Genomic DNA, 23271 nt, shown 5'->3' with positions numbered 1-23271 from the left:
GAGCAGGACCGACGTAGCTTGGCGGCAGCTGCCCCGGACCCCGGTCGCCGGAACTCCTGTGTTCCTCGAGACGATCAGGGAGTGTCACCGTGCCGCAAGAATCCGTCGACGAGACGTCATCCGCGACCACCACCACCGAACTGAGCACCGCCACCGCCGCCGCACCGGTCCGCCTGGAGGCCTCGGCGTCCTCGCCCGAGCAGGCCCTCGAGCAGTTGCCGGGCCTCGTCACGGGCACCTCCTGGCAGACCCGTCCGACCACCGGGGCGTACTCGTTCCGGTACCTGGCCGTCGGTGACGGCAACGTGACGCTGCGCCGATCGCAGATGCGCGGCTACGTCCGCGGCACCGTGGCCCCCGACGACGCGTACATCGTCGTCTTGGTGCTCGGCGGCGTCGTCACGCTCGACCTCCTGCGCGGCGGCGGGCCGGTCGACAACGGCGTGCCGGCGCTGATGCCCACCGAACGACGCGCCGTCGTCGAGGCCAGCAACCACGACGCCGTCATGGTGCACCTCACCCGCGCGTTCGTGCGGTCCGTCGCCGAGGAGCGCCACGGCCTGCCCTCCGGCGGCCTGCACCTCGACGAGCGTGCCGTCCCCGCAGCGGACGCCGTCGTGCGCTGGCGGCAGGTCCTCGAGTCCGCTCGTCGGGTCCTCGCGGCGCAGGGTGTGGCCTCCACCGCCTGGTCGGACGCCACCCGGGCCGTCGCCGTCGCCTTCCTCGCCCTGTACCCACCGAAGGCCGCCGAACCGTCGAGCGCCCTGTGGGCACCGCGGAACGCCCGGATCCGGCGAGCGGTCGACCACGTGCACGAGCACGCGGCGGAGCCCATCGCCGTGTCGGACCTCGCCGCGGTGTCCGGCTTGAGCGTCCGTGCCGTGCAGGAGTCGTTCCAGCGGCTGTTCGGGATGCCGCCGTCGGCCTACGTCCGGTCCGTCCGGCTCCAGCGCGTCCGGGGCGACTTGCTGCGACTCGACACCGCGACCACCTCGGTGAGCGAGGTCGCCCGCAGCTGGGGGTTCGCCCACCTCGGCCGGTTCTCGGCGGAGTACACGAGCCGCTACGGCGAGTACCCGAAGGCCACGCTGCACCGGTAACCGGTCGAGCGCGCGCCACGCGCCCTGGGCAGGGCCGACGGGCGGACGGGAGGCGCGGGGCGGGCCCGGACCGCGCCTCCCGTCCGTCAGGTCGTCCCGTCCACCGCCCTGACGGACGTCACGCAGACGGCGTCGCGTCGAGCGCGATGACCGCGACCTGGACCACTGCGTCGTCCGGCATGTCCGGGTAGTAGTTGGCGCGCAGCTGCCGGGCGAAGTCGACCATGTCGGTGTCGGCCGGCTGGTGCGCTGCCCAAGGGGTGAGCTCCGCCAGGCGGTGGTCGGTCACCTCGGTGACCTGGCCGGCCAACGGCGTCGCCGAGGGGTGCTCGTCGAAGACGAACACCGCGGGGCCGGTGCGGACGTCCTCCTGCCAGCGCACCGTCGTGACCTTCTCGCCGCGGTGGACGGCGTCGTGGTGCTTCTGGTGGAAGTGGATCGTCTGGGACACGGATCAAGTCTGGTCGATGTCGACCAGGTCCGCGTGCCGCGCGGCGTAGGCCGTCGCACGGCGGATCCGTCGGAGCGTCAGCGGGACGATCCAGACGAGCACCGCCACCATGAGCACGAGGAACACCGGCGGCAGGATCCCGAGGTCGCCGCGGATCCACGTCGACACCATCTGGAACGCGAGCGCTGTGTAGAGCAGCCCGATGTACGCGAGCTGGAACCGCAGCGCGAGTGGGAGCACCGTGGCGTACCGGACGGCGCCGACCTGCTCAGCCGGGTCGAGCGGCAGGTCCGCGCCGCGGGCCACGATCTTCCCGAAGCGACGGAGCCGACCGAGGTCGTGGCCGGCGGACGCCCGCAAGAGCCCGCTCAACGGCAGCGACTGGAGCAGGGCCGCGAACGCGGTCGCAGTGAAGACCAGCTGGCCGGCGAGGAAGGCCGCCTGGGTGAGTCCAGCGGAGTCGTCCCCGGTGAAGGCGGCCAGGACCACCACGCCGATCGTCACGACGACGATGGACACGCCGAAGGTCACCGCGATCACCACGATCGCGTGGCGGAGTTCGGCCGGTCCGAACCGGTAGCCGACCGGGTACGCCGCCGGCGACGGCTCCGTGCGCCGGAACAGCGCACCGAGTGGTCGCGCGATCACCAGCAGCACCGCCGCTCCCCCGATCAGCACGACCGGCACCCAGACCGGCGCACCGGCCGAGACCGACGCGAGCACGACGACCACCGCACCCGCAACGTCCACGGCGACCACGCCCAGCAGCCACCACCGCAGGTACCGGGAACTGTCCGTGGACGACCGGTGGTCCCAGTAGCCCGCCAACGACCCGACCACCGCAGGTCCGACGACGAACATCGGGATGCTGACGCTCACCGCGATGATCAGGACGTCCGAAACGTCGCTGAGTTCGAACACCGCCAGCAGGGTGCCCCCGAGGGTGAGCGCTGTGATCAGCACGATGAGCAGGACGTAGCTCAGGACCCGCATGGGGTGACTCCTCTTCCGGCAGGACGACGCCTCCCAGTGCATCCTGGCCGAGCTCCGACGGGCCGGCCCACTTCGTGCGGAGAACCGCATCACGTCAGGTCGTCGAGGCGGCCGTCCCTACGCTGAGGACATGGCGCAGCGGCGAGCGGTCGGGTTCGACCTCGACGGGACGCTGTTCGACCACCGTGGCGCAGCGACCACCGGTGCCGCCCGGTTCCTCGAGTCACTCGGCATCCCGGTCTCGCTGTCCGCCATCGGCCGCTGGTTCGCCGCCGAGACCGAGCAGTTCGAGCGGTGGCGAGCCAGGCAGATCAGCTTCCCCGAGCAGCGGCGCGAACGGCTGCGGGCCGTCCTGCCCGCGCTCGGCGTGCCGATCCCCGCCGACGACGGCGGGCTGGACGAGCTCTTCGACGCGTACCGGCACCAGTACGAGGCATCGTGGCGTGCGTACCCGGGGAGCCTGCCGCTGCTGCGGACGCTCCGTGTGCAGGGGTACCGCATCGGCGTGCTGACGAACGGCACCGAGACGCAGCAGGTCGACAAGCTGCGCCGCACCGGCTTGCTCGACGCGGTCGACGTCGTGTGCACCTCGGAGCGGATCGGGGTGCAGAAGCCAGACCGTCGCGCGTTCGAGACCCTGTCCGCCGAACTCGGCGTCGAGCCGAGCGGCTGCTTGTTCGTCGGGGACAGTGTCGCGCACGACGTGGAGGCGGCCTGGGCCGCCGGGATGCACGGGCTGTTGATCGACCACGAGGCCACGGACGGCCCCGACATGGAGACCATGGTGCTCACGGCGCTCGCCGACCGCCGCGGGTGACGTGGTCGCTCGGCCGCTCGACGGCTCGGCCGCTCGGCGGCGGCAAGCGGCCGTAGAGTGCACCATGACCCAAACACCGGCAGCATCGCCGCTGCTGCACCTCGGGGTGCTGGCCGAGTCGCGGAAACCCGACGAACGCCGCCTCCCGATCCATCCCGCCCACTTCGAACGCATCGACCCCGACCTGCGCGCGAACATCATCCTGGAACGCGGGTACGGTCGCCGCTTCGGCGTCACGGACGACCAGCTCGAACCCCTCGTCGGCGCCATGGCGGACCGAGACGAGCTCATCGCCGCGTCGGACGTCGTCCTGCTGCCCAAGCCCCAGGTGTCCGACCTCGAGGACCTGCGGGACGGGCAGGTCCTGTGGGGCTGGCCGCACTGCGTGCAGGACCCCGCCCTCACCCAGGTCGCGATCGACAAGCGCCTGACCCTCATCGCGTGGGAGTCGATGAACCACTGGCGGTCGGACGGCGGGTTCAGCCTGCACGTGTTCCACAAGAACAACGAGCTCGCGGGCTACTGCTCCGTCATCCACGCCCTGCAGCTCTGTGGTTCCACCGGGGACTACGGCCGCCGTCTCACCGCGGTCGTGATCGGCTTCGGGGCCACCGCCCGCGGTGCCGTCACCGCGCTGAACGCCCACGGGATCCACGACGTCCGCGTCCTGACCAACCGCGACATCGCCGCCGTGGGATCGCCGATCCCCTCCGTCGACATGCTGCAGATCAGCCAGGACGACCACGACCCCAGCGGCAACACGGTCAAGACCGAGGACGGTCCGGTGCCGCTGGCGCCGTACCTGGCCGAGAACGACATCGTCGTGAACTGCACGCTCCAGGACCCGAACGCGCCGCTCACGTACCTGCGCACCGAGGACCTGGGCGCGTTCCGTCCGGGCAGCCTCATCGTCGACGTCTCGATCGACGTGGGGATGGGGTTCGAGTGGGCGCAGGCGACGACCTTCGCGGAACCGATGACCACCGTCGGCGAGAGCACGAACTACTACGCCGTCGACCACAGCCCGTCGCTGCTCTGGAACTCGACGACGTGGGAGATCAGCGAGGCGCTCATGCCGTTCCTCCGACCGGTCATGGAGGGCCCGTCGTCGTGGGCCGACTCGGACACGATCCGACGCGCCGTCGAGATCGAGGACGGCCACGTGCGCAACCCGGCGATCCTCGCGTTCCAGGGGCGCTCGGACGAGTACCCGCACGTGGTGGGCGGCTGACGCGGGCGCTGGGGGCGCTGGTCGGCGCTGACCCGATGCGGAACGACGAGGTCGACGTCGTGCGACAACGGCCTCGTCGTACCGCGTCGGCGGTGCTCACCGGAGCGCCGCAGCAGCCTCCCGCAGCTCGGCGAACGCTGCGAGCGCATGACCCGCGAGTCCGTCGTCATCAGCGCGTGCCGCACCGGCCCACCGGTCGAACCCCTGCTTGAAGGCGAGCACGCCCATCTCGCTCGCGAGCCGGGCCGTCGGTTCCGCGACCCCGCGCTCGATGAGCGCATCGGTCATCGCGGCGGCCATCCCGACGCTCTTCAGGGCGTCGCGCTCCTGCAGTTCGGCGCTCGCGGCGACCGCGGCCTTGAGTCGCGGTCCCAGCTCGCGGTTCATCGGACCCATCTCGCCCGATGCACGTTCGAGCCCAGCGGCGACGGCGTCGAGCGGTGAACGTTCGGGCGCTGCGTCGGTGATCCCCTCGGACAACAAGCGGCTCAGCGTCTCCTGCCCGGCGACGAGCAGTTCGCGCTTGTCCGGGAAGTGTCGGAAGAAGGTGCTCTTCGTGACCCCCGCTCGCTCGGCGATCTGCGTCACGGTCGTCTCGTCGTACCCCTGCTCGGAGAACAGGTCGACGGCGGCCAGGACCAGCCGTTCCCGAGCTCCCGGTTCCCATCGCGCCATGGAAGCATCCTACGGGACGGGACAATTGTCTCATCACAGGTGTACGGTGACGAGACACTTGTCCCATCACTGGAGGATCTCATGCGCGTCTTCATCACCGGCGGCACCGGCACCATCGGAACGGCCGTCGTCGCCGAACTCATCGCCGCAGGCCACAGCGTCACTGCGCTCGCCCGCTCGGAACGCTCGGCCGCAGCCCTCACCGCGGCGGGCGCAGAACCGATCCGGGGCGGTCTCGGCGACCTCGACGTCCTGCGTGCCGGTGCTCGCGCCGCCGACGGCGTCGTCAGCCTCGCGTTCTCGAGCGACTTCAGCTCGCCGGACGCCCTGACCCGGGGCATCGCCGAGGAGGCGGACGCGATGGCCGCACTCGGCGAGGAACTCGTCGGCTCCGACCGCCCGTTCGTCGTCGTGTCCGGCACCCCGTGGGTCCCGGGCAGGGCGTCGACCGAGGCCGACCCTCTGCCCCTCGAGGGACCGGTCGCCGGCCGCGCTCGGTCGACGCTCGCCGCGCTCGAGCTCGCGGAGCGCGGCGTCCGGGTGTCGGCGATCCGCCTGCCGCGGACCGTGCACGCCGACGGCACGGGCGGCTTCGCGGGCATCCTCACCGAGACGGCCCGAGGCAGCGGTGTGGCCGGGTACCCCGGAGACGGCGAACAGCGCTGGCCCGCCGTGCACGCGCGGGACGCTGCCGTCCTCTTCCGACTGGCTCTGGAGGTCGCACCGGCCGGCACGGTCTGGCACGCCGTGGCCGACGAGGGCGACCGGGTGCGCGACGTCGCCGAGGTGATCGGCCGACGGCTCGGACTGCCGGTCGAGCGCGTCGCGGATGAGACGTTCGGGGCGTTCGCCCCGATCTTCGTGATGGACCAGCCGGCGTCGAGTGAGCACACGCGTCGCACGCTCGGTTGGGAGCCGGCCCACGAATCACTGCTGGCAGACCTGGAACACGTCGAGCGCTGACGTCGAGCGCTGACGTCGCGCCCTGGGCGCGACCGAGGGACGGACGGGAGGCGCGGTGCAGGCCCGCACCGTGCCTCCCGTCCGCCGTCGGCGCGCGTGACCTGCCCCGCGTCGGTCGCGCGGACCGGTGCGGTCGTCAGGCGGTGCGGTCAGTTCCCCCACACGAAGAACGCGATGACCCCGCCCATCAGGACCGCACCGATCGGGACGAGGTACACCCAGTCGTGACGGATCGGACCCTGTCCGGGCTGGTGGTCGCGCTGGAACGGCGCGACCGGGTTCCCACTCGTTCCCGGCAGGAAGTCGACAGAGTGCTGTCGGACCGGTTCGTGTCGTCGGCTGTGCATCGGACCCCCGTGATCGCGTCTGCGGTGGGCTCTGGCGGGCTCGAACCGCCGACCACTTCGGTGTAAACGAAGTGCTCTACCAACTGAGCTAAGAGCCCGCGACACGATCCTAGAGGTCGATTCCCCGTATCGTTGCGCTGGACATCCCGTCCGTTGGCCAGTTCAGCGCTCGGCTTCATTTCGCCGATAGTAAGCCGTACACTTAACCCATGTCCGACGACCCCGTCTACGCCGTGATCCTCGACCTCGTCGACTCACGAACGCTCGACGACCGCCCCGCCGCACAGCGCGAGGTCGAGCAGGCGTTCCGCGAGACGACGGACGTCACCCCGGTGGACCCGGTGCACGCGACCGTCGGCGACGAATTCCAGGTGATCTACGCCACGCTCACCGACGCGCTCGTCGCCAGCACCGCCGCCATGCTCGCCCTGCCACCGACGGTGCAGGTCCGGCTCGGGATGGGTCGCGGGACGGTGCGGACGGTGGGGTCCGGTACGAGCGGTCCGCTCCAGGACGGCCCGGCGTGGTGGTCCGCCCGCGACGCCATCAACGAGACGCACCGCCGTGAAGACGGCAGGACGTCCTTCCTCCGGTCGTGGTTCCACGCGTCCGACGATCGCCACGGCACCGAGGAGCGACTCGTGAACGCCTACTTCCTCAGCCGCGACCACGTCATGGCCCGCCTGACGCCCCGGGCAAGACGCATCGCGCTCGGCCTCGTCCAGGGCCGGACCCAGGCGCAGATCGCCGCGACCGAGGGGATCACCCCGTCAGCGGTGTCCCAGTCGGTGCAGAAGTCGGGTGTGGCCGCGATCGTCGAGGGCCTCCGGGTCCTCGTGGGACAGGAACGCTGATGCTCGCCGGGATCCTCCTCGCACTCATCGGTCTGGGCGACGTCGTCCGGGCCCGCACCGGTGCCGATGCACACCGGCAGCGCACGCTGGCCACCATCGCGGTCGTCGTGCTGTGGGCCGGGGTGTCCGCCGTGGCGTGGCTCGGTCTCGGTGTCCCCGTGTGGGGTGTCCTCGTCACGGTGGTGCTCGCGGCGGCGTGGATCGCCACGACCGCGCCGGTCCGAGCCGGTGCCGGGACCGCCGACGACGACCGTGACGCGCCGACGACCCGGGGGCTGCTGCGGCGGTCCGGGTCCTGGCCCGCGGTCCTGCTCGCCGTCGCCGTCGCCGTGCTGCTGCTCTGGGGGCCGCTGCCCGACGGCACGGGCTTCGTGGTCGACTGGCACGACGGCTCGGGCCTGGCGTTCGTCGACGCCGTTCCACTCGCCGCCGTCGTGGGCGGTGTCGGCTCGGCGCTGTTCCTCGTCGACTCCGCGAACGTGGTCGTCGCCCAGGCACTCCCGCCGGGACTGCAGCGCGGAGCCACCACGGGCGCCGAGGCCGATGACCTCCGCCGCCGGTTCGGGCGACGCCGACGCGCCGACGCCGACGCCGAACAGTCCGGGGACAGCACGGTGAGCCTCAAGGGTGGACGACTGATCGGCCCGATCGAACGACTGCTGCTGGCCGGGTTCGCGATGGCAGGGGCCTTCCCGGTGGTCGCCGCACTGATCGCGGCCAAGGGCATCGTCCGGTTCCCCGAGATCCGGCGCGAGACGACCGGCTACCAGGCGGAGTACTTCCTGATCGGCAGCCTGGTGAGCTGGGCGATGGCCTTCGCCGCCGCCGGCATGTGCTGGCTCCTGGCGCACAGCTGACGCGCGCGGAGCCCGTCGCGTCCCCCGTCCCCGTCCCCGTCCCCGTCCCCGTCCCCCGAGGTTCCGAAATCTCGGCACCTCGCAGCCCCGAGCGCGCCGCCGTGGAACCTCGGCGATGAACGGGCGGCGAGTCGTGGAACCTCGGCGCAGTAGGTCCGCCCGGCATCGGGGTGCTTCGGAGCCTCGTCAGGCCGCGCGACGGGCCCGACCCTCGACCTGGCGTTGGACGAACGCCTGTCGGAGTCGCTCGAACAGCACGGCCGGACGCCCGGTGTCGGCAGCTGTCGCGTGGATGACGATCCAGCCGTTCACCGCGAACCCGCTCGACCGTCGCTGATCGTGCTGGAAGGTCCGGCGGTCACGGTGGTGGTCACCGTCGTACTCGAGCGTGATCTGGAGCGTCGGCCAGGCGAGGCGCTCCCCAGAGCCGAGCGGCCGTGGTGTGGCTGACGAACTGGTCGCTCCGGAGGACGACGGCGATCGCTTCGACGACCGTCACGGGCACGTCCGCTCCGACGCGGACGCCGTGGACCGGAGCCCTGAGGTCACGACGGGTCAGCCGCGATGGGCTCGCTCCGGCCGCCAGCGCCTCTCGCACCGGGAACGGCCTCGGCAGGTGCTCGTCTCGCGCTCGGCTCCCCATGACGAGAGCATCGCGCACGAGGTGTCGGGCCCGACCGCGGTCGGACGGATCTGTGGAGAACGACGTGGGACGGGCCTCCAGTCCGAACCAAAAAGGACGCGGTGAGGTTCCAGGACGTGCCGCGCGACGATCGCCGAGGTGCCGATCCCGAGCGAACAGGGCCACGAGATGCCGAGATTTCGGAACCTCGGCGGGGCACAGCCGGAACCTCGGGCGCACCCGCACCCGAGAACCCCGGGGGTGGCGGGTACCCTCTCCCTCGTGAACGGTGCCGGTGTCCTCGACGAATCCGGGCGGCTGCGGCTCCTCGGCTCCGGGGTGACGGGTGCCGCGTTCGCGGTCGTCCTCGTCATGCTCGTGTTGTCGTCGTGGACGGAGGCGACCACCACCGTCCTGGTCTCCGTCGGCATCCCGTCCGCGGCGGCAGGTGCTGCGATCGCCGTGTACCTGCAGCTCCGGTCCTGGCGCGCCGAGGGCGGGTACGAGAACTCGGTCCTGGTCCGCGACTGGGTCGCGGAGGGCCAGATCCCGGTCGGAGTACCCGCCGAGCTGTGGATCCCGCTCGTGCAGGCGCAGGCCGACCGCGAAGGAGCCGGCTGGGGCAAGGTCGTCCTCGGCACGCTGTGGATCGCGATGACGTGGTCGATGCGTGACCAGCACGACGCCCTCATCACGACGATGTTGATCCTGCTCTGGGCCGGCATGGTCCTGTGGGCGGCGGTGTGGGTCATCCCCCGTGCTCGAGCGGCCCGTGCGCTGCTCCGCCGCGGCGTCTCCACGATCGGCTGAGCGACCGCGCGGGACCATCGGCTGAGCGACCGCCGGAGCCCGCTGACTACGCTCGGCGGCATGCAGAGTCGCACCCTCGGTCGCACCGGCCGCGAAGTCTCCCCCATCGGTCTCGGTACGTGGCAGTTCGGCGGTGACTGGGGTCCGGTGAGCGAAGCGGACGCGAACGCCGTGATGGACGCCTCGGTCGCGTCCGGTGTCACGCTCTTCGACACCGCCGACGTGTACGGCGACGGTCGCAGCGAGCAGCTCATCGGTTCGTGGCGCGCATCGAACCCCGACGTTCCGTTGACGGTCACGACGAAGATGGGTCGGCGTGCCGAGCAGGTCCCGGCGAACTACGTCGCGGCGAACTTCCGCGAGTGGGTCGACCGCTCCCGTACGAACCTGCGGCAGGACACGCTCGACCTGGTGCAGCTGCACTGCCCGCCGTCCGAGGTCATCGGCGACGACGCGGTGTACGACGCGCTCGACGCGCTGGTCGCGGACGGCTCGGTCGCCGCCTACGGCGTCAGCGTCGAGACGGCCGACCAGGCGTTGGCCGCGATCGCCCGGCCCGGCGTCGCGAGCGTCCAGATCATCCTCAACGCGTTCCGGCTCAAGCCGCTCGACCGCGTGCTGCCGGCAGCCCTGGAGGCAGGGGTCGGCATCCTCGCGCGCGTCCCGTTGGCCTCGGGGTTGCTGTCCGGCAAGTACACGACGGAGACGTCGTTCGCCGAGGGCGACCACCGCAACTACAACCGCCACGGCGAGGCCTTCGACCAGGGCGAGACGTTCAGCGGTGTGGACTACGACGACGGCGTGCGCGCGGCACAGACCTTCGCAGCGTCGCTGCCGGACGCCGTCTCGGTGCCGCAGGCGGCGCTCGCCTGGGTCATCGCGCAGGACGGCGTGACCGCGGCGATCCCCGGAGCCCGCAACCCGGAGCAGGCCCGGTCGAACGCGGCGGCCGGCGACCTGCCGGAGATCGACGGCCTGGACGCCACGGTGCGCGACCTCTACGACACGTGGTTCCGCGCCACGGTCCACGACCGCTGGTGAGGACCCGCGTCGTCGCGGTCGCGGTGGCCGCACTCCTGCTGCTGTCGGGCTGCGCAGCGCCGGGGGCGGGGGCGTCGCGCGACGCTCCGCCCTGGCCGCGGCCAACCGACCTGTCCGCCCGTGCCGACGCTGCGGGCCTCCGGAACGTGTGGGGCGAGCGGCTCGCCGAGCACGTCCACACCCACCTGACGATCCTCGACGGCGACACCCCGGTGACGGTCCCGGCGAACATCGGGCACTCGGACCGGGGGAAGTTCGCCGCCGAGATCCACACGCACGACACCTCGGGCATCGTGCACGTCGAGTCCCCCACCGAGCAGACGTTCACGCTCGGTCAGTTCTTCGACGAGTGGGGTGTCTCGCTCGGTCCGGAACACGTCGGCGGCCTGCGCGGCGAGCTCACGGTGTGGGTGGACGGGCGCCGGACGATCGGCAACCCACGCTCCATCGAGCTGACGAACCGGCGCGAGGTCGTCCTGATCGTCACGACGATCGGCGAGGTCCCGCGCCTGCCAGCTCCCTTCGACTGGCCGCCGCAGTACGGCTAGCTCGAAGGGTGCGAGGTTCCGTACCCGGTGCGCCCCGACGGGACCCGCACCGAAGACGGAACCTCGCACGGAACCGCACCGCCCGCTCACGCCTCCTTCGGCGCGACCCACGCCAGGTCGAGCTCCCACTGCTCCACCGAGCCGGCCGGCAACTGCCACACGTACTCGTTCTTGAGCTTCTTGCCGTCCTCGCGGAACGGCCCCGTCCGGTACGGGTAGAACGCCACCGTCGGCAGCGTGCCCGGCGGCGCCGTCCGGATCGCGTTCGAGAAGTCCTTGTTCAGCTGCCGCAGTTCGGCGATGACCGCGGGGCGCGCCGCGTCCGAGTCGAAGGACCCGGCGCCCGCCGCGAGCTGGAACGCGATGTGCAGCTGGCGGTCGCCCCGGTCGTCCTCGTAGCTGATGAGCCGGTGGTTCTCGACGGCCTCGAGCAGCTCCGGGTCGCCGTAGACCACGTCACGCACGACGTCGGGTGCGACGACCGCGCCGTTGTAGTCGACGGACAGGTCGGACCGGCCGTAGTGGAACAGCAGCGGCAGGTCGAGCTCGGCGGCGTCGGCGAGTTCGTCGAAGCCGTGTGCGCGGAGCGTCTGCCGCAGTGGACGCATCCGCACGACGTGCCCGCGGTCGTGGATGTTGTACCGGATCCGCGGGCTGATGTTCTCGGACCGGGTGATCGTGACGACGAGTTCGCCGAGTTCGTTCGTCTCGATCAGGTACCCGAACGGGTTGAACTGGAACACCATCGGCAGCACGCCGTACTCGGCCTGCTTCGTCAGCGCGGCGGACAGCTCGGGCGACGCCGCGATCGCCCGACGCAGCTGCACGCTGAACGGCGTCTCGATGCCGAGGTTGATCTCGAGGTCGCTCGCCCCGTACGACCCGAGGACGGCCTGCGCGTACTGCTCGATGTGGGCTCGCATGTTCTCGCTGATGCCCTCGCCACCGAACGCCGCGACGATCGTGTACTCGCTCCAGTCGAGCCGGTCGTCCTCGAACAGCGCCTTCAGGAACGGCGGGTAGCTGCAGATGATGTACGTGAAGTCGGTGCCGAACTCGCGCATCGTCTGCACGATCTTGTCGCGGTCGGGCCCGATCGACTTGATCATCGACGACTCGGTGAGCGACGCCGTCACGTTCATGCCGGTGGCCCACGCCCCGAGCGAGAACGCGTTGAGCACGAACGGCTGCTTCGGCAGGTCCTTCGCGGTGCGCGAGAACCCGAGCTGCAGCAGTTGCCGTGTGGCCTGGCGTTCGTCGGGACCGCGCACCCAGCTGGTCGGCGTGCCGCTCGACCCACTCGACTCGTCGACGACGACCCCGCGCCGTGGCAGCCGTCCGTCGACGCAGCGCTCGGGGATGCTCCACCGCTTGACGTACGACTCCTTGTCCATCTCGGGCAGCCCCGAGATGGCTGCGGCGATCCCGCCACGCGTGTCGAGACGGAACGGACGGGAGGCCCGCCCCGCCTCCGCCAGGAACGCCCCGTACGCAGGCACCCGCTTCGCAGCCCGCTCCACGGTCCGCCAGGCACGCCAGCGTCCGAGGGTCCAGCGGAGCGGCTCGATGCCCGGCGTGAGCAGGAGCTTGTGGGTGCCGACGCGCGGCATGAACAGCGCCACGAAGGTCTCGACGACCCAGACGACCGAGAACACCGCGGCGCGCTTCACCGTGCACCCCCGAGCGTCATGGCGGCCGCGGGTCTGCGGTGCGCCAGGGGTGGTGGCGCGCTGTGCCCGAAGCGGAACAGCATCCACGCCATCCGGCCGTCGGACTCGTCGACGCCGGCCTGTTCGACGAAGGCGGCGTGCGAGCGCGGGTTCGTGATCACGGTTCCGAACGGGTGCAGGGCGATCCCCCGCGCGGTGAACTCGAGCCAGATCCGCATGAACACGCGGCCGGCCTCGACGTACTCGGCCGGCGTGCGGAACGGCCCTTCGAGCCAGCCGAGCTGCCGGACCCCGCGCATCGTCGACAGGTACACGCGCTTGAAGACCCCGCCGACTCCGGGTGCTTCCCACAGCCCGCGGTGCTCCATCGCGAACCGGAGCACCGGTCCGGGCATGAGCATCGTCTCGGCCGACAAGCCGTCACCGGTCGTCGCCGCCTGCCGCTTCGAGAACCGCAGCCAGTGCAGGATCTCGTCGTGCACGGCGTCGTGCTGCAGGTCGTCGAACAGCGTCTCCTGGTTGACGCGCACGATCTCGTCGACGGTCGGCCGGTCAGACGTGGTGCGGAAGCGCTGCCCGGCTGCCGACGCGATGGCGGACGCGGCCTCGATCGCTGAGTCGTCCACCAGGGTGGCGTCGTAGGGCCTGCGTGAGGTGCGCCGCGCGAGGAAGCGGGCCAGGGCCTCCCGGTCGTCCGCCGTGACCGCCCGCGGACGCAAGGTCACGCTGCCCAAGCGGTGCAGACGGTCATCGGCCGCGCCGTCCAGCCGGCCGAAGTCCATCTCGGCGTGGTCGAGCCGCTCCTGCACGGAGAAACCGTGCGCGCGGGCGACGACCTCGAGCCCGGCCAGGAACACCCCCGCGCAGACGTGCCCGAACGGGATGCCGAAGGACTCCGCCGGCAGCCCCCGTCGCAGGTCGTAGAACACGGTCGCGGTGCGGTCGTCCTCGACGCGCACGACGATCGGTTGCGAGTTGTGCGGCGACGGGTAGTGTCGCGCGTCCTCGATGATGCCGGTCCACGGTGATGCCATCGGTTCCCCCTCGGTGGTCTCTGGCACCGATCATACGAACCCCCTCCGACGCCCATGCCGCTGCCGGCATGCGGGGTCGCCGCGACCTGCGTAGCCTGCTGCCATGGGCACGATCCGGACCGGCACCGACCTCGCCGCGGTCGAGGACGTCGCCGCGGGCATCTCCGCCCACGGTGAGCGGTACCTGGACCGGCTCTTCACCGTGCGGGAGCGTACCGACGCGGGCGACGACCCGGAGCGTCTGGCGGCACGGTTCGCGGGCAAGGAAGCGGTGGTGAAGCTCCTCCGTCCCGCTCCGGACCAGGCGATCCCGCTGCGCGACGTGGCGATCGTGCTCGACGACCGCGGGGCGCCGACGGTCGAGCTGACCGGGGCCGCCGCCGCGCTGGCCGACTCGGTCGGGTGCGGCCCGATCGCGGTGTCACTCGCGCACGAGCGGGGGCTGGCCGTGGCGACGGCGGTCGCGCTGTCCGACCGCTGACGGGCGCACCGGCACCACCGCCCGCGCCACCCTGTACCACCGCACAGGGGCGTCGGACGCCGTGCGGTTTCGCGCACCCGCACGGCGGTTTCCCGAGGCCCGGTCTTCCTTATCGTTGCCGTCATGGACCAGGAACCACAGCTCTCCAGTACGACCGCACCGACGGCGACCACGACCGCGACGCTCGCCGACCCGGCGATCGAGCAGGCTGTCCGCCGTGCCCTCGCCGACCACGGGCGCCTGACCGTGGACGCGCAGGACGTCGCCTCGATCGCCGACCTGTACGCGCTCGGGCTGTCGTCGCACGCCACGGTGAACGTCATGCTCGCCGTCGAGTCCGAGCTCGACGTCGAGTTCCCCGACTCGGTCCTGAACCGGTCCACCTTCGCCACCGTCGAGTCGATCGTGGCCGCTGCGGAGCTCGCCTCGTGACCCTGACCATGGCGGCGACCGCGGTCGTCGACCGGTTCGCCGAGCGTGCCGCCGCCGTCGCCGCGGTCGCCGCGCAGTTCGCGGACGAGGTCGACCGCGACGCCCGTCCGCCGCGCGAGGCCATCGCTGCGATGCGCGAGTACGGTCTGCTCGCCGCTGCCGTCCCCGCCGAGCACGGTGGCGAGGGCGCCTCGGTGTCCGAGCTCTCCGCGATCGCCACCGAACTCGGTCGGGCCTGCGCCGCGACCGGCATGGTGTTCGCGATGCACCAGGGCCAGGTCATGGCGCTCTGGCGGCACGGCGGCGACGGTGCCGGCGTGCTCGAGACCATCGCCGCGGTCCGCGACGGCGCACTCGTCGCCTCGGCCACGACGGAGCGCGGGGTCGGTGGTGACGCCCGTCGTTCCACGTGCTCGATCGAGGCAACCGACGACGGCCGGATCCGCCTGCGCAAGGACGCGCCGGTGATCTCGTACGCCACCGAGGCCGACGCGGTGTTCGTCACCGCCCGCCGCGACCCGGACGCTCCGGCCTCCGACCAGCGGCTGCTCATCTGCCGGACCGACTCGATGGTGCTGTCGCAGACCTCCACCTGGGACACCATGGGGCTGCGCGGGACCTGCAGCAACGGCTGGATCCTCGACACCGAGACCACCGTCGACCGGGTGTTCCGCGACGACTACGCCGCCATCTCGGCGCAGACGGTCCTGCCGGTCTCGCACGTGCTCTGGGCCTCGGTGTGGCTCGGCATCGCCGCCTCGGCGAGCGAGCGCGCCCGGACCGCCGTCCGCAAGCAGGCCCGCGCCGCGATCGGGACGACCCCGCCCGGAGCACTCCGGCTCGCCGAACTCCTGGTCGACCTGCAGGCCCTCGCCGACTCCGTCCGGCACGCCGCCGAGCGGTTCGACGCCGCGGCCGACGACCCCGAGGTGCTCGCCTCGAGCGCCTACGCCCTCGCCGCGAACGCCCTGAAGATCGGGGCGTCCGAGCGCGTCACCGACATCGTCACGAAGGCGATGCGGATCGTCGGGATCGCGGGCTACGCGGCCTCCGGCCCGATGAGCATCGCCCGACACCTCCGAGACGCCCACGGCGCCGCCGTCATGGTGAGCAACGACCGTCTCCTCAAGAACGACGCCGACCTGGCCCTCATGACGGGAGTGATCCTGTGACCCTCACGGACCCCACCACCACCACCACCGCTCCGGACCTCGACGCCGCCCGCGCCGCACTCCGTGCCCGCCTGCTCGCCGACCGCGTGCTCATCGACCTCGGCTCCCCCGGGCTGTACGGCCGCACCGGCGTGTTCGAGCGCGTGTACACGGCGGTCGACGCCGCAGCCGTGCGCAGCCAGCATGACCTCGACGCCGAGGTGCTGCGGTTCCCGCCGGTCGAGCCGCTCGCCGCGTTCGAGCGCACCGACTACATCGCGTCGTTCCCGGACCTCGCCGCGTCGATCTCCGGCTTCACCGGCGACGACCGCACGCACCGGGCACTGCTCGCCGCCCGCGAGCGCGGTGAGCGCTGGGAGGGCTTCCTCGAGCCCGCCGACCTCATGCTCACCCCCGCGGTCTGCCACCCGGTGTACGGCCTGGTCGGCGACACGATCCCGCAGGAGGGCCGCTTCTTCGACATCGTCGGCGACTCCTTCCGCCGCGAGCCGTCGCTCGACCCGATGCGCCTGCAGGCCTTCCACATGCACGAGTTCGTGCACATCGGCACGCCGGCGTCGGCCCAGCAGCACCGCGACGGCCGGATCCCGGTGATGCGCGAGTTGCTCGAGTCGTTCGGCCTCGAGATCGACGTCGTCCCCGCCAACGACCCGTTCTTCGGCCGCGTCGGGCAGATGCTCGCCCGCAACCAGGTCGAGCAGGCGCTCAAGTTCGAGTTCGTCACGCCGGTCTACGGTGACGACCACCCGACCACGGCGATCAGCTCGGCGAACCTGCACGAGGACCACTTCGGCACCTCGTTCGGCCTCCGCACCGCCGACGGCGAGGTCGCCCACAGCGCCTGCATCGCCTTCGGCCTGGAGCGCATCACCATCGCCCTGTTCGCCGCACACGGCACGGACGTCGACGCCTGGCCGGCGTCGGTCCGCGCGGCACTCGAGCTGTGACGACGCTGCACGGATGGTCCGGTTCGCCGGCCGTCCGCGCCGCCGTGCAGCTGCCGCCCGCGGCGCGGGCCGGCGTCGTCATCTGCCCGCCACTGGGTCAGGAAGGCGTGATCGCGTACCGCACGCTCCGCCTGCTCGCAGACCGCCTGGAGGCCCGTGGCATCGCCTCGGTGCGCTACGACCCGTCCGGACGTGGTGACGGCGCACCCGACACCGACCCCGACGCGCAGGTCCGGTCCGCACGCCACACGGCCGCCGTGCTCCGCACGTCGGGAGTGCAGCACGTCGCGTTCGTCGGACTCGCCTCCGCAGCCCTCGTCGCCGCGGCCGCCGCGGAGGACACCGACGCCCTGCTCGTCTGGGACGCCCCGGCGTCCGGTCGGGGCTGGCTCCGTCGGCAACGTGCCCTCGCGACGATCACGATCGGCAGCGAGCGGATCGTGGACGGCGTCGAGAGCCTGATCGGCATCGAGGTCGAACCCGACGAGGCGACGGCGCTCTCCGCCCTCGCCTTCGCGCCGCGCACCGGTCCGACCGTGGCGCTGGTGCGGCCCGAGACCCGCGCGCCGAAGGCCCTCGGACCCGTCGAGACCGTCGAGGTGCCCGGCAGCGCCGAGTTGCTCGACGGCACGAGCATCCACGCCCGGATCCCCGGAGCCGCGGTCGACCGAGCCGTCGCCTGGCTCGACGCCTGGGCGCCGACCGCTGCGGCGCAGGTGGTGCCGCCCGTGCTCGACGAGGTCCTGGACGTCGACGGCCGCGTGTCGGAGCGCATCGTCCACCTCGGCCCCGACGCGCTGTTCGCCGTCGAGACCGTGTCGTCCGCCCAGCACCACGACGCCCCGCTCGTCGTCCTGCACAACGGCGCCGCCGAACACCGGGTCGGTGCCACCGACTACCAGGTCGACCTCGCCCGTGCGCTCGCGCGAGACGGCGCCCGCGTCGTCCGGGTCGACCGCCGTGCCACCGGCGAGAGCACCAGCGTGCGCGAGGACGAACGCAGCTTCCTCTTCGCCCAGGAGTGGGTGGAGGACCAGTCCGCCGTCGTCGCCGACCTCGGCACCCCTTCGGACCGCCTGGTGCTCGTCGGCATGTGCGCCGGCGCGTGGCTCGCCGGTCGGTCGGCGGACGAGGCCCCGCGCTTGGTCGTCGAGATCAGCCCGAACGACTACCGCCGGCAGCCGGCGGCCCCCGGCAGCTACGAGGACGCCGTCCGCGCGGTCGACGCTCCCTCGGCACGTCGGCTGTGGGTCCGTCGGCGGTACAACGCCGTCGTGCCGAAGGCCCTGCGCGAGTGGATCGCTCGGCGGGACCGGGTCGGCGGCGTCGTCGAGCACGTCCGACCGCTCGTGGAGCACGGCACCGACGTCGTCGTGATCGCCGCCCCGGACGACGCCGCGCTGTTCGACCGGCTCGGCGGACAGAAGGCCCTGCGCCGCTACGGCGGTGTCGGTCGGCGCGGTTCGGTGTCGATCGTGCGGGTCGAGGACGGCGACCACTCGCTGTTCTCCCCCGTGATGCGTCGCGCCGTGCGCGCCGAGGTGCGTTCCCGCGTCGCGGCGACGTTCCCCGTCCCCGCCTGACCCGTCGACCCGCTCCGGTGCGTGTGCATCGAGCGACGTTCCACGAGCGGATCGACTCGTGGTCTGTCGCAGTGTGCGCACGCATCAGGTGTGTGTGCATGTTCCGACGATCCACCGGTCGATCGACCCGTGCTTCGTCGGAACATACGCGCGCAACGACGGCGCGCGCGAGCGTCAGGCGAGCCCGAGCTCCCGGGCCACGGCGTCCGCGTGCTCGACGTGCGCGAAGTGCCCGCAGTCGTCGAGCAGCACCGTGCGGACCTGCGGCACGAGCTCCCGCAAGGCCTCGAGGTCCGCGACGCGCGCGAACACGTCGTCGCGCCCGGCGATCGCGGTGACCGGGCAGGTGATCCCCCGCCAGCGGCCGAGGTCGTAGCCCGCAGCGGTCCGCGCCGCGTCGGTGAACCGGGTCGGCCGGAGTTCCTGGACGAAGGCGTCGAGCACGCTGCGGTCGAGGCGTCGCACGTGGGTGAACACCGGCGCGGCGAGCAGCGGCAGCAGCCCGACGCGGGACAGCGTCCGGAGCATCGGCCGCGCGGCCTCGCCGGTGATCGACAGGCCCGCACGCAGCAGGGTGAACGACGGCAACGTCCGGAGCCCTCGGAGCGGGTGCCGTGCGGCGTTCGCGGTCGCGACGGTCGTGCCGGACACGAGGGCCACCGAGCGCACGAGCCGGGGCGCGACGACCGCCAGGTGCATGCCGACGAAGGCCCCCATCGAGTGCCCGACGACCTCCACCGTCGTGATCCCGAGTGCATCCAGCGCCGTGACCAGCGACACGGTCACGTCGTCGAGGTCGAACGCACCGCTCGGCGCCGGCGACGATCCCCATCCCGGCAGGTCGACGAGCACCAGGCCACGGTCACCGACGCCGTGCGCCGCGGTCAGCAGCGGGGTCCACGTCGACCAGGAGCCCGCGACGCCGTGCAGCAGCAGGAGCGGGTCGGGACCCGGGCGGTGGTGCACCACGACGGGTCCGGCAGGCGTCAGGACCTCGGTCCGCCGGAGGTGCCACGCGGCGGGCGTGGGCGACACCGGGTAGGGGGCGTAGGCCTCGGTGGTGACCACACGGTCACGTGCGTCCGTGTCGATGGCGTGCACCGGGCCTCCTGTCCGCTGTCGACGCGGATGCGTCGCAGGAGGGATTCGGAACGCTAGCCGACCGGGACGGGTGCGGTGCAGGCAGCGAGGCGGTCGAGCGCGGCCTTGTACTCGGCGACGTCGCGCTGCAGTCCGGGCTCGGTGATGATCGAGGCCTTGATGCGGCCCTGCACGTCGATGACGAAGGTCGCGCGGGTGGCGAAGCCCTTGTGCTCGAGGAAGACGCCGTACTCCTTCGAGACCGCGCCGTGCGGCCAGAAGTCGGCGAGGAGCTCGAAGTCGTAGCCGTTGAGCTCGGCGAAGGAGCGGAGCGTCGCCTTGGAGTCGACCGAGATGCCGATCAGCTCGACGCGCTGGTCCTGGAACATCGCGACGTTGTCCTGCAGGGCGCAGAGCTCGTTCGTGCAGTTCGACGAGAACGCGAGCGGGAAGAAGACGAGTGCGACCGGGCGGTTGCCGCGGAAGTCGCTGAGTCGGACGTGCTCACCGAACTGGTTCGGGAGCTCGAAGTCCGGCGCGAGAGAGCCGATCTCGAGAGCCATCGGGACGTGTGCTTCTTCCTCGGGTGTGGGGTGTACCCGTCGGGTCCGTGCGCACGCGGGTCGCGTGTGCACGATCGGCCATGCTACGCCGACCGCACCCGAATGCAAGCACCCGCCACGTGCACCGCACCATCAGCATCACCGTCGGTGCTGGGGCCTAGAGTGGACGGGGCCCCATCCGGTCGTGACCCGACCACCGGAGCCACCATGTCCACCACCACGAGAACGAACGAGGTCAAGGGTGACGGTGAACGACCAGGACCCGTACAGCACCGGGGCGAACGACCAGGACCCGCAGGAGACCGCCGAATGGCGTGAGTCCCTCGACGGATTGGTCCAGACCCACGGACACCAGCGCGGTCGCGAGATCATGCTGAGCCTGCTCAAGCGGTCCAAGGAACTGCACCTCGGTGTGCCGATGGTCCCGACGACGGACTACGTGAACACCATCGCGCCGGAGAACGAACCCGAGTTCCCCGGCGACGAGGAACTGGAGCGCCGGTACCGCCGGTGGATCCGCTGGAACGCGGCCATCACGGTGCACCGCGCGCAGCGTCCGGGCATCAGCGTCGGCGGCCACATCTCGACGTACGCGTCGAGCGCCGCGCTGTACGAGGTCGGCTACAACCACTTCTTCCGCGCGCAGGACCACGCGTCCGGCGGCGACCAGGTGTTCTTCCAGGGCCACGCCTCCCCCGGGATGTACGCCCGCGCCTACATGGAAGGGCGTCTCGGCGAGGACCAGCTCGACGGGTTCCGTCAGGAGAAGTCCCACGCCGGCGGCGGCCTGTCGTCGTACCCGCACCCGCGGCTCATGCCGCACTTCTGGCAGTTCCCGACCGTGTCGATGGGCATCGGCCCGATCAACGCGATCTACCAGGCGCAGCAGGCCAAGTACCTGACCAACCGCGGCATCAAGGACGCCTCCGACCAGCAGGTCTGGGCGTTCCTCGGCGACGGCGAGATGGACGAGGTCGAGTCGCGCGGACAGCTCCAGGTCGCGGCGAACGACGGCCTCGACAACCTGAACTTCGTGATCAACTGCAACCTGCAGCGACTCGACGGTCCGGTGCGCGGCAACGGCAAGATCATCCAGGAGCTCGAGGCGTTCTTCCGCGGTGCGGGCTGGAACGTCATCAAGGTGGTCTGGGGGCGTGAGTGGGACGACCTGCTCGCCCGCGACACCGAGGGCGCGCTGCTCAACCTGATGAACCAGACGCCGGACGGCGACTACCAGACGTACAAGGCCGAGAACGGCGCGTACGTCCGCGAGAACTTCTTCGGGCGCGACCCGAAGGCGCTCGAGCTCATCGAGGGCTACAGCGACGACCAGGTCTGGAACCTCAAGCGCGGTGGCCACGACTACCGCAAGGTCTACGCCGCGTTCAAGGCCGCGACCGAGCACAAGGGCCAGCCGACGGTCATCCTGGCGAAGACGGTCAAGGGCTACGGCCTCGGCCCGAGCTTCGAGGGCCGCAACGCGACCCACCAGATGAAGAAGCTCACGCTCGACAACCTCAAGCAGTTCCGCGACGAGATGCGCATCCCGATCTCCGACGCGCAGCTGGAGGAGAACCCCTACACGCCGCCGTACTACCACCCGGGCAACGACGACGAGGCGATCCAGTACATGCACGAGCGTCGTCAGGCGCTCGGCGGCTACGTTCCGGAGCGTCGGACCAAGTACACCTCGATCACCCTGCCCGAGGACGCGAAGTACCAGGTCGTCAAGAAGGGCTCCGGCAAGCAGGAGATCGCCACCACCATGGCGTTCGCCCGACTGCTAAAGGACCTGCTCCGCTCCCCCGACTTCGGCAACCGCGTGGTGCCGATCATCCCGGACGAAGCGCGCACGTTCGGCATGGACGCGTACTTCCCGACGGCGAAGATCTACAACCCGAACGGCCAGCACTACACCTCGGTCGACCGCGAGCTGCTCCTGGCGTACAAGGAGAGCCCGCAGGGCCAGATCATCCACGTCGGCATCAACGAGGCCGGGGCCATGGCCGCGTTCACCGCGGTGGGCACCTCGTACTCGACGCAGGGCGAGCCGCTCATCCCGGTCTACGTCTTCTACTCGATGTTCGGGTTCCAGCGCACGGGTGACGCCATCTGGGCCGCCGGCGACCAGATGACCCGTGGCTTCATGATCGGCGCCACCGCCGGTCGCACGACGCTGACGGGCGAGGGGCTGCAGCACGCCGACGGCCACTCGCTGCTCCTCGCGACGACGAACCCGGCCGTGGTGTCGTACGACCCCGCGTACGGGTACGAGATCGGGCACATCGTGCAGGCCGGCCTCGACCGGATGTACGGCACGAACGAGGACGGCTCGCCGAAGCACAGCGACCCGAACGTCATGTACTACCTGACGGTCTACAACGAGCCGATCGTCCAGCCGGCCGAGCCCGAGGGCATCGACGTCGACGGCATCGTCAAGGGCATGTACCTGCTCAAGCCGAGCGAGCACGACGGCCCGAAGGCCCAGCTGCTCGCTTCCGGTGTGGCCGTGCCGTGGATCCTCGAGGCGCAGCAGCTGCTCGCCGAGGACTGGGGCGTCTCCGCCGACGTCTGGAGCGTCACGAGCTGGGGTGAGCTGTACCGCGACGGTCTCGACGCGGAGCAGCACGCCTTCCTCAACCCGAACGAGTCGCCGCGCACGCCGTACGTCACCGAGCGCCTGCTCGCCACCGAGGGGCCGGTCGTCGCCGTCAGCGACTTCATGCACCAGGTGCAGGAGCAGATCCGCCCGTTCGTGCCGACCGACTACGCCACGCTCGGCGCCGACGGCTTCGGCTTCTCGGACACCCGTCCGGCCGCTCGCCGCTTCTTCCACATCGACGGCCCCTCGGTCGTCGTGCGGACGCTGCAGCAGCTCGCCCGCCAGGGCAAGGTCGACGGCGCACTCGTCCAGCAGGCGATCGACAAGTACCGCCTGCACGACGTGACCGCCGGCACCACGGGCAGCGCGGGCGGCGAGAGCTGATCAGCAGGTGACGC

At 71.4% G+C, this 23271-nt stretch carries 24 protein-coding genes and 1 tRNA gene; 15 read left to right on the top strand and 10 right to left on the bottom strand.

The window, feature by feature from the left end; genetic code table 11:
• Positions 1 to 89: 89 nt before the first annotated feature.
• Entirely contained in the window at positions 90 to 1100 is a 1011-nt protein-coding gene (locus tag EDF53_RS05405; RefSeq protein WP_123292601.1) for an AraC family transcriptional regulator, read from the top strand.
• Between the two features lie 118 nt (positions 1101 to 1218).
• Here the strand turns inward: EDF53_RS05405 and EDF53_RS05400 are convergent, their stop codons facing one another.
• Both EDF53_RS05400 and EDF53_RS05395 read right to left on the bottom strand, forming a co-directional pair.
• Positions 1219 to 1551 carry an ASCH domain-containing protein gene (locus EDF53_RS05400; protein WP_123292600.1) on the bottom strand — a complete coding sequence of 111 codons (333 nt, stop codon included), beginning with the start codon at positions 1549 to 1551 and terminating at the stop codon, positions 1219 to 1221.
• Positions 1552 to 1554: 3 nt separating this feature from the next.
• On the bottom strand, positions 1555 to 2544 hold the full coding sequence (locus tag EDF53_RS05395; protein ID WP_123292599.1) for a hypothetical protein: 990 nt from the start codon (positions 2542 to 2544) through the stop codon (positions 1555 to 1557).
• Positions 2545 to 2674: 130 nt separating this feature from the next.
• Here EDF53_RS05395 and EDF53_RS05390 point away from each other — a divergent pair, with 130 nt between their 5' ends.
• Both EDF53_RS05390 and EDF53_RS05385 read left to right on the top strand, forming a co-directional pair.
• Positions 2675 to 3361, top strand: coding sequence for an HAD family hydrolase (locus tag EDF53_RS05390; RefSeq protein WP_123292598.1), 687 nt, complete (start codon positions 2675 to 2677; stop codon positions 3359 to 3361).
• Positions 3362 to 3425: 64 nt separating this feature from the next.
• Positions 3426 to 4592 (top strand): N(5)-(carboxyethyl)ornithine synthase, encoded by a 1167-nt coding sequence (locus tag EDF53_RS05385; RefSeq protein ID WP_123292597.1) that lies wholly within the window; start codon positions 3426 to 3428, stop codon positions 4590 to 4592.
• 96 nt (positions 4593 to 4688) lie between these two features.
• Here the strand turns inward: EDF53_RS05385 and EDF53_RS05380 are convergent, their stop codons facing one another.
• Positions 4689 to 5267, bottom strand: coding sequence for a TetR/AcrR family transcriptional regulator (locus EDF53_RS05380; RefSeq protein WP_123292596.1), 579 nt, complete (start codon positions 5265 to 5267; stop codon positions 4689 to 4691).
• An 81-nt stretch (positions 5268 to 5348) separates the two neighbouring features.
• Between EDF53_RS05380 and EDF53_RS05375 the strand changes: the two genes are divergently transcribed.
• Complete coding sequence (locus tag EDF53_RS05375) at positions 5349 to 6230, top strand: NAD-dependent epimerase/dehydratase family protein (RefSeq protein ID WP_123292595.1); 882 nt, start codon at positions 5349 to 5351, stop codon at positions 6228 to 6230.
• Between the two features lie 149 nt (positions 6231 to 6379).
• On the opposite strand, the gene EDF53_RS05370 is transcribed toward EDF53_RS05375, so the two are convergent.
• Both EDF53_RS05370 and EDF53_RS05365 read right to left on the bottom strand, forming a co-directional pair.
• The gene (locus EDF53_RS05370; protein ID WP_123292594.1) at positions 6380 to 6577 is read right to left on the bottom strand and encodes a hypothetical protein; all 198 of its coding nucleotides are present in this window, start codon (positions 6575 to 6577) and stop codon (positions 6380 to 6382) included.
• Between the two features lie 25 nt (positions 6578 to 6602).
• A tRNA-Val gene (locus EDF53_RS05365) sits at positions 6603 to 6675 on the bottom strand.
• Positions 6676 to 6786: 111 nt separating this feature from the next.
• Here EDF53_RS05365 and EDF53_RS05360 point away from each other — a divergent pair.
• Both EDF53_RS05360 and EDF53_RS05355 read left to right on the top strand, forming a co-directional pair.
• Positions 6787 to 7431, top strand: a complete 645-nt coding sequence (locus tag EDF53_RS05360; RefSeq protein ID WP_123292593.1) for a SatD family protein — start codon at positions 6787 to 6789, stop codon at positions 7429 to 7431.
• Positions 7431 to 8288, top strand: a complete 858-nt coding sequence (locus tag EDF53_RS05355; protein WP_123292592.1) for a hypothetical protein — start codon at positions 7431 to 7433, stop codon at positions 8286 to 8288. Before EDF53_RS05360 ends, EDF53_RS05355 begins: the two co-directional genes overlap by 1 nt.
• Before the next feature lie 186 nt (positions 8289 to 8474).
• Here the strand turns inward: EDF53_RS05355 and EDF53_RS19625 are convergent, their stop codons facing one another.
• Entirely contained in the window at positions 8475 to 8600 is a 126-nt protein-coding gene (locus EDF53_RS19625; RefSeq protein WP_260215219.1) for a hypothetical protein, read from the bottom strand.
• Between the two features lie 592 nt (positions 8601 to 9192).
• On the opposite strand from EDF53_RS19625, the gene EDF53_RS05345 reads away from it, so the two are divergent.
• From EDF53_RS05345 to EDF53_RS05335, 3 genes are read left to right on the top strand one after another with little or no spacing between them, the layout of a single operon-like run.
• Entirely contained in the window at positions 9193 to 9720 is a 528-nt protein-coding gene (locus EDF53_RS05345) for a hypothetical protein (protein WP_111085686.1), read from the top strand.
• Between the two features lie 60 nt (positions 9721 to 9780).
• The gene (locus EDF53_RS05340) at positions 9781 to 10761 is read left to right on the top strand and encodes an aldo/keto reductase (protein ID WP_123292589.1); all 981 of its coding nucleotides are present in this window, start codon (positions 9781 to 9783) and stop codon (positions 10759 to 10761) included.
• Positions 10758 to 11309, top strand: a complete 552-nt coding sequence (locus EDF53_RS05335) for a hypothetical protein (protein ID WP_123292588.1) — start codon at positions 10758 to 10760, stop codon at positions 11307 to 11309. The genes EDF53_RS05340 and EDF53_RS05335 overlap by 4 nt, the downstream gene beginning before the upstream one ends.
• Before the next feature lie 86 nt (positions 11310 to 11395).
• On the opposite strand, the gene EDF53_RS05330 is transcribed toward EDF53_RS05335, so the two are convergent.
• Both EDF53_RS05330 and EDF53_RS05325 read right to left on the bottom strand, forming a co-directional pair.
• Positions 11396 to 12979 (bottom strand): phenylacetate--CoA ligase family protein, encoded by a 1584-nt coding sequence (locus EDF53_RS05330; RefSeq protein ID WP_260215218.1) that lies wholly within the window; start codon positions 12977 to 12979, stop codon positions 11396 to 11398.
• Positions 12976 to 14013 (bottom strand): hypothetical protein, encoded by a 1038-nt coding sequence (locus tag EDF53_RS05325; RefSeq protein WP_123292587.1) that lies wholly within the window; start codon positions 14011 to 14013, stop codon positions 12976 to 12978. Before EDF53_RS05325 ends, EDF53_RS05330 begins: the two co-directional genes overlap by 4 nt.
• A 103-nt stretch (positions 14014 to 14116) precedes the next feature.
• On the opposite strand from EDF53_RS05325, the gene EDF53_RS05320 reads away from it, so the two are divergent.
• From EDF53_RS05320 to EDF53_RS05300, 5 genes are all read left to right on the top strand, one after another.
• Positions 14117 to 14494 (top strand): holo-ACP synthase, encoded by a 378-nt coding sequence (locus tag EDF53_RS05320; protein ID WP_123292586.1) that lies wholly within the window; start codon positions 14117 to 14119, stop codon positions 14492 to 14494.
• Between the two features lie 123 nt (positions 14495 to 14617).
• On the top strand, positions 14618 to 14926 hold the full coding sequence (locus EDF53_RS05315; RefSeq protein WP_123292585.1) for an acyl carrier protein: 309 nt from the start codon (positions 14618 to 14620) through the stop codon (positions 14924 to 14926).
• Positions 14923 to 16098, top strand: coding sequence for an acyl-CoA dehydrogenase family protein (locus tag EDF53_RS05310; protein WP_207895428.1), 1176 nt, complete (start codon positions 14923 to 14925; stop codon positions 16096 to 16098). Before EDF53_RS05315 ends, EDF53_RS05310 begins: the two co-directional genes overlap by 4 nt.
• Positions 16095 to 17045 (top strand): amino acid--[acyl-carrier-protein] ligase, encoded by a 951-nt coding sequence (locus EDF53_RS05305; protein WP_123292584.1) that lies wholly within the window; start codon positions 16095 to 16097, stop codon positions 17043 to 17045. The genes EDF53_RS05310 and EDF53_RS05305 overlap by 4 nt, the downstream gene beginning before the upstream one ends.
• A complete protein-coding gene (locus tag EDF53_RS05300) occupies positions 17042 to 18628 on the top strand; it encodes an alpha/beta fold hydrolase (RefSeq protein WP_123292583.1) in 1587 nt (528 codons plus the stop codon). The genes EDF53_RS05305 and EDF53_RS05300 overlap by 4 nt, the downstream gene beginning before the upstream one ends.
• 174 nt (positions 18629 to 18802) lie before the next feature.
• Here the strand turns inward: EDF53_RS05300 and EDF53_RS05295 are convergent, their stop codons facing one another.
• Entirely contained in the window at positions 18803 to 19729 is a 927-nt protein-coding gene (locus EDF53_RS05295; RefSeq protein ID WP_185020952.1) for an alpha/beta fold hydrolase, read from the bottom strand.
• 53 nt (positions 19730 to 19782) lie between these two features.
• On the bottom strand, positions 19783 to 20271 hold the full coding sequence (locus EDF53_RS05290; RefSeq protein WP_111085695.1) for a peroxiredoxin: 489 nt from the start codon (positions 20269 to 20271) through the stop codon (positions 19783 to 19785).
• A gap of 241 nt (positions 20272 to 20512) precedes the next feature.
• Between EDF53_RS05290 and aceE the strand changes: the two genes are divergently transcribed.
• Positions 20513 to 23257 (top strand): pyruvate dehydrogenase (acetyl-transferring), homodimeric type, encoded by a 2745-nt coding sequence (gene aceE, locus EDF53_RS05285; protein ID WP_123292581.1) that lies wholly within the window; start codon positions 20513 to 20515, stop codon positions 23255 to 23257.
• Positions 23258 to 23271: the final 14 nt, after the last annotated feature.

The organism is Curtobacterium sp. PhB78 (genome assembly GCF_003751685.1).
Classification (GTDB): Bacteria; Actinomycetota; Actinomycetes; order Actinomycetales; family Microbacteriaceae; genus Curtobacterium.
This window is presented reverse-complemented; position numbering and strand designations above follow the sequence as displayed.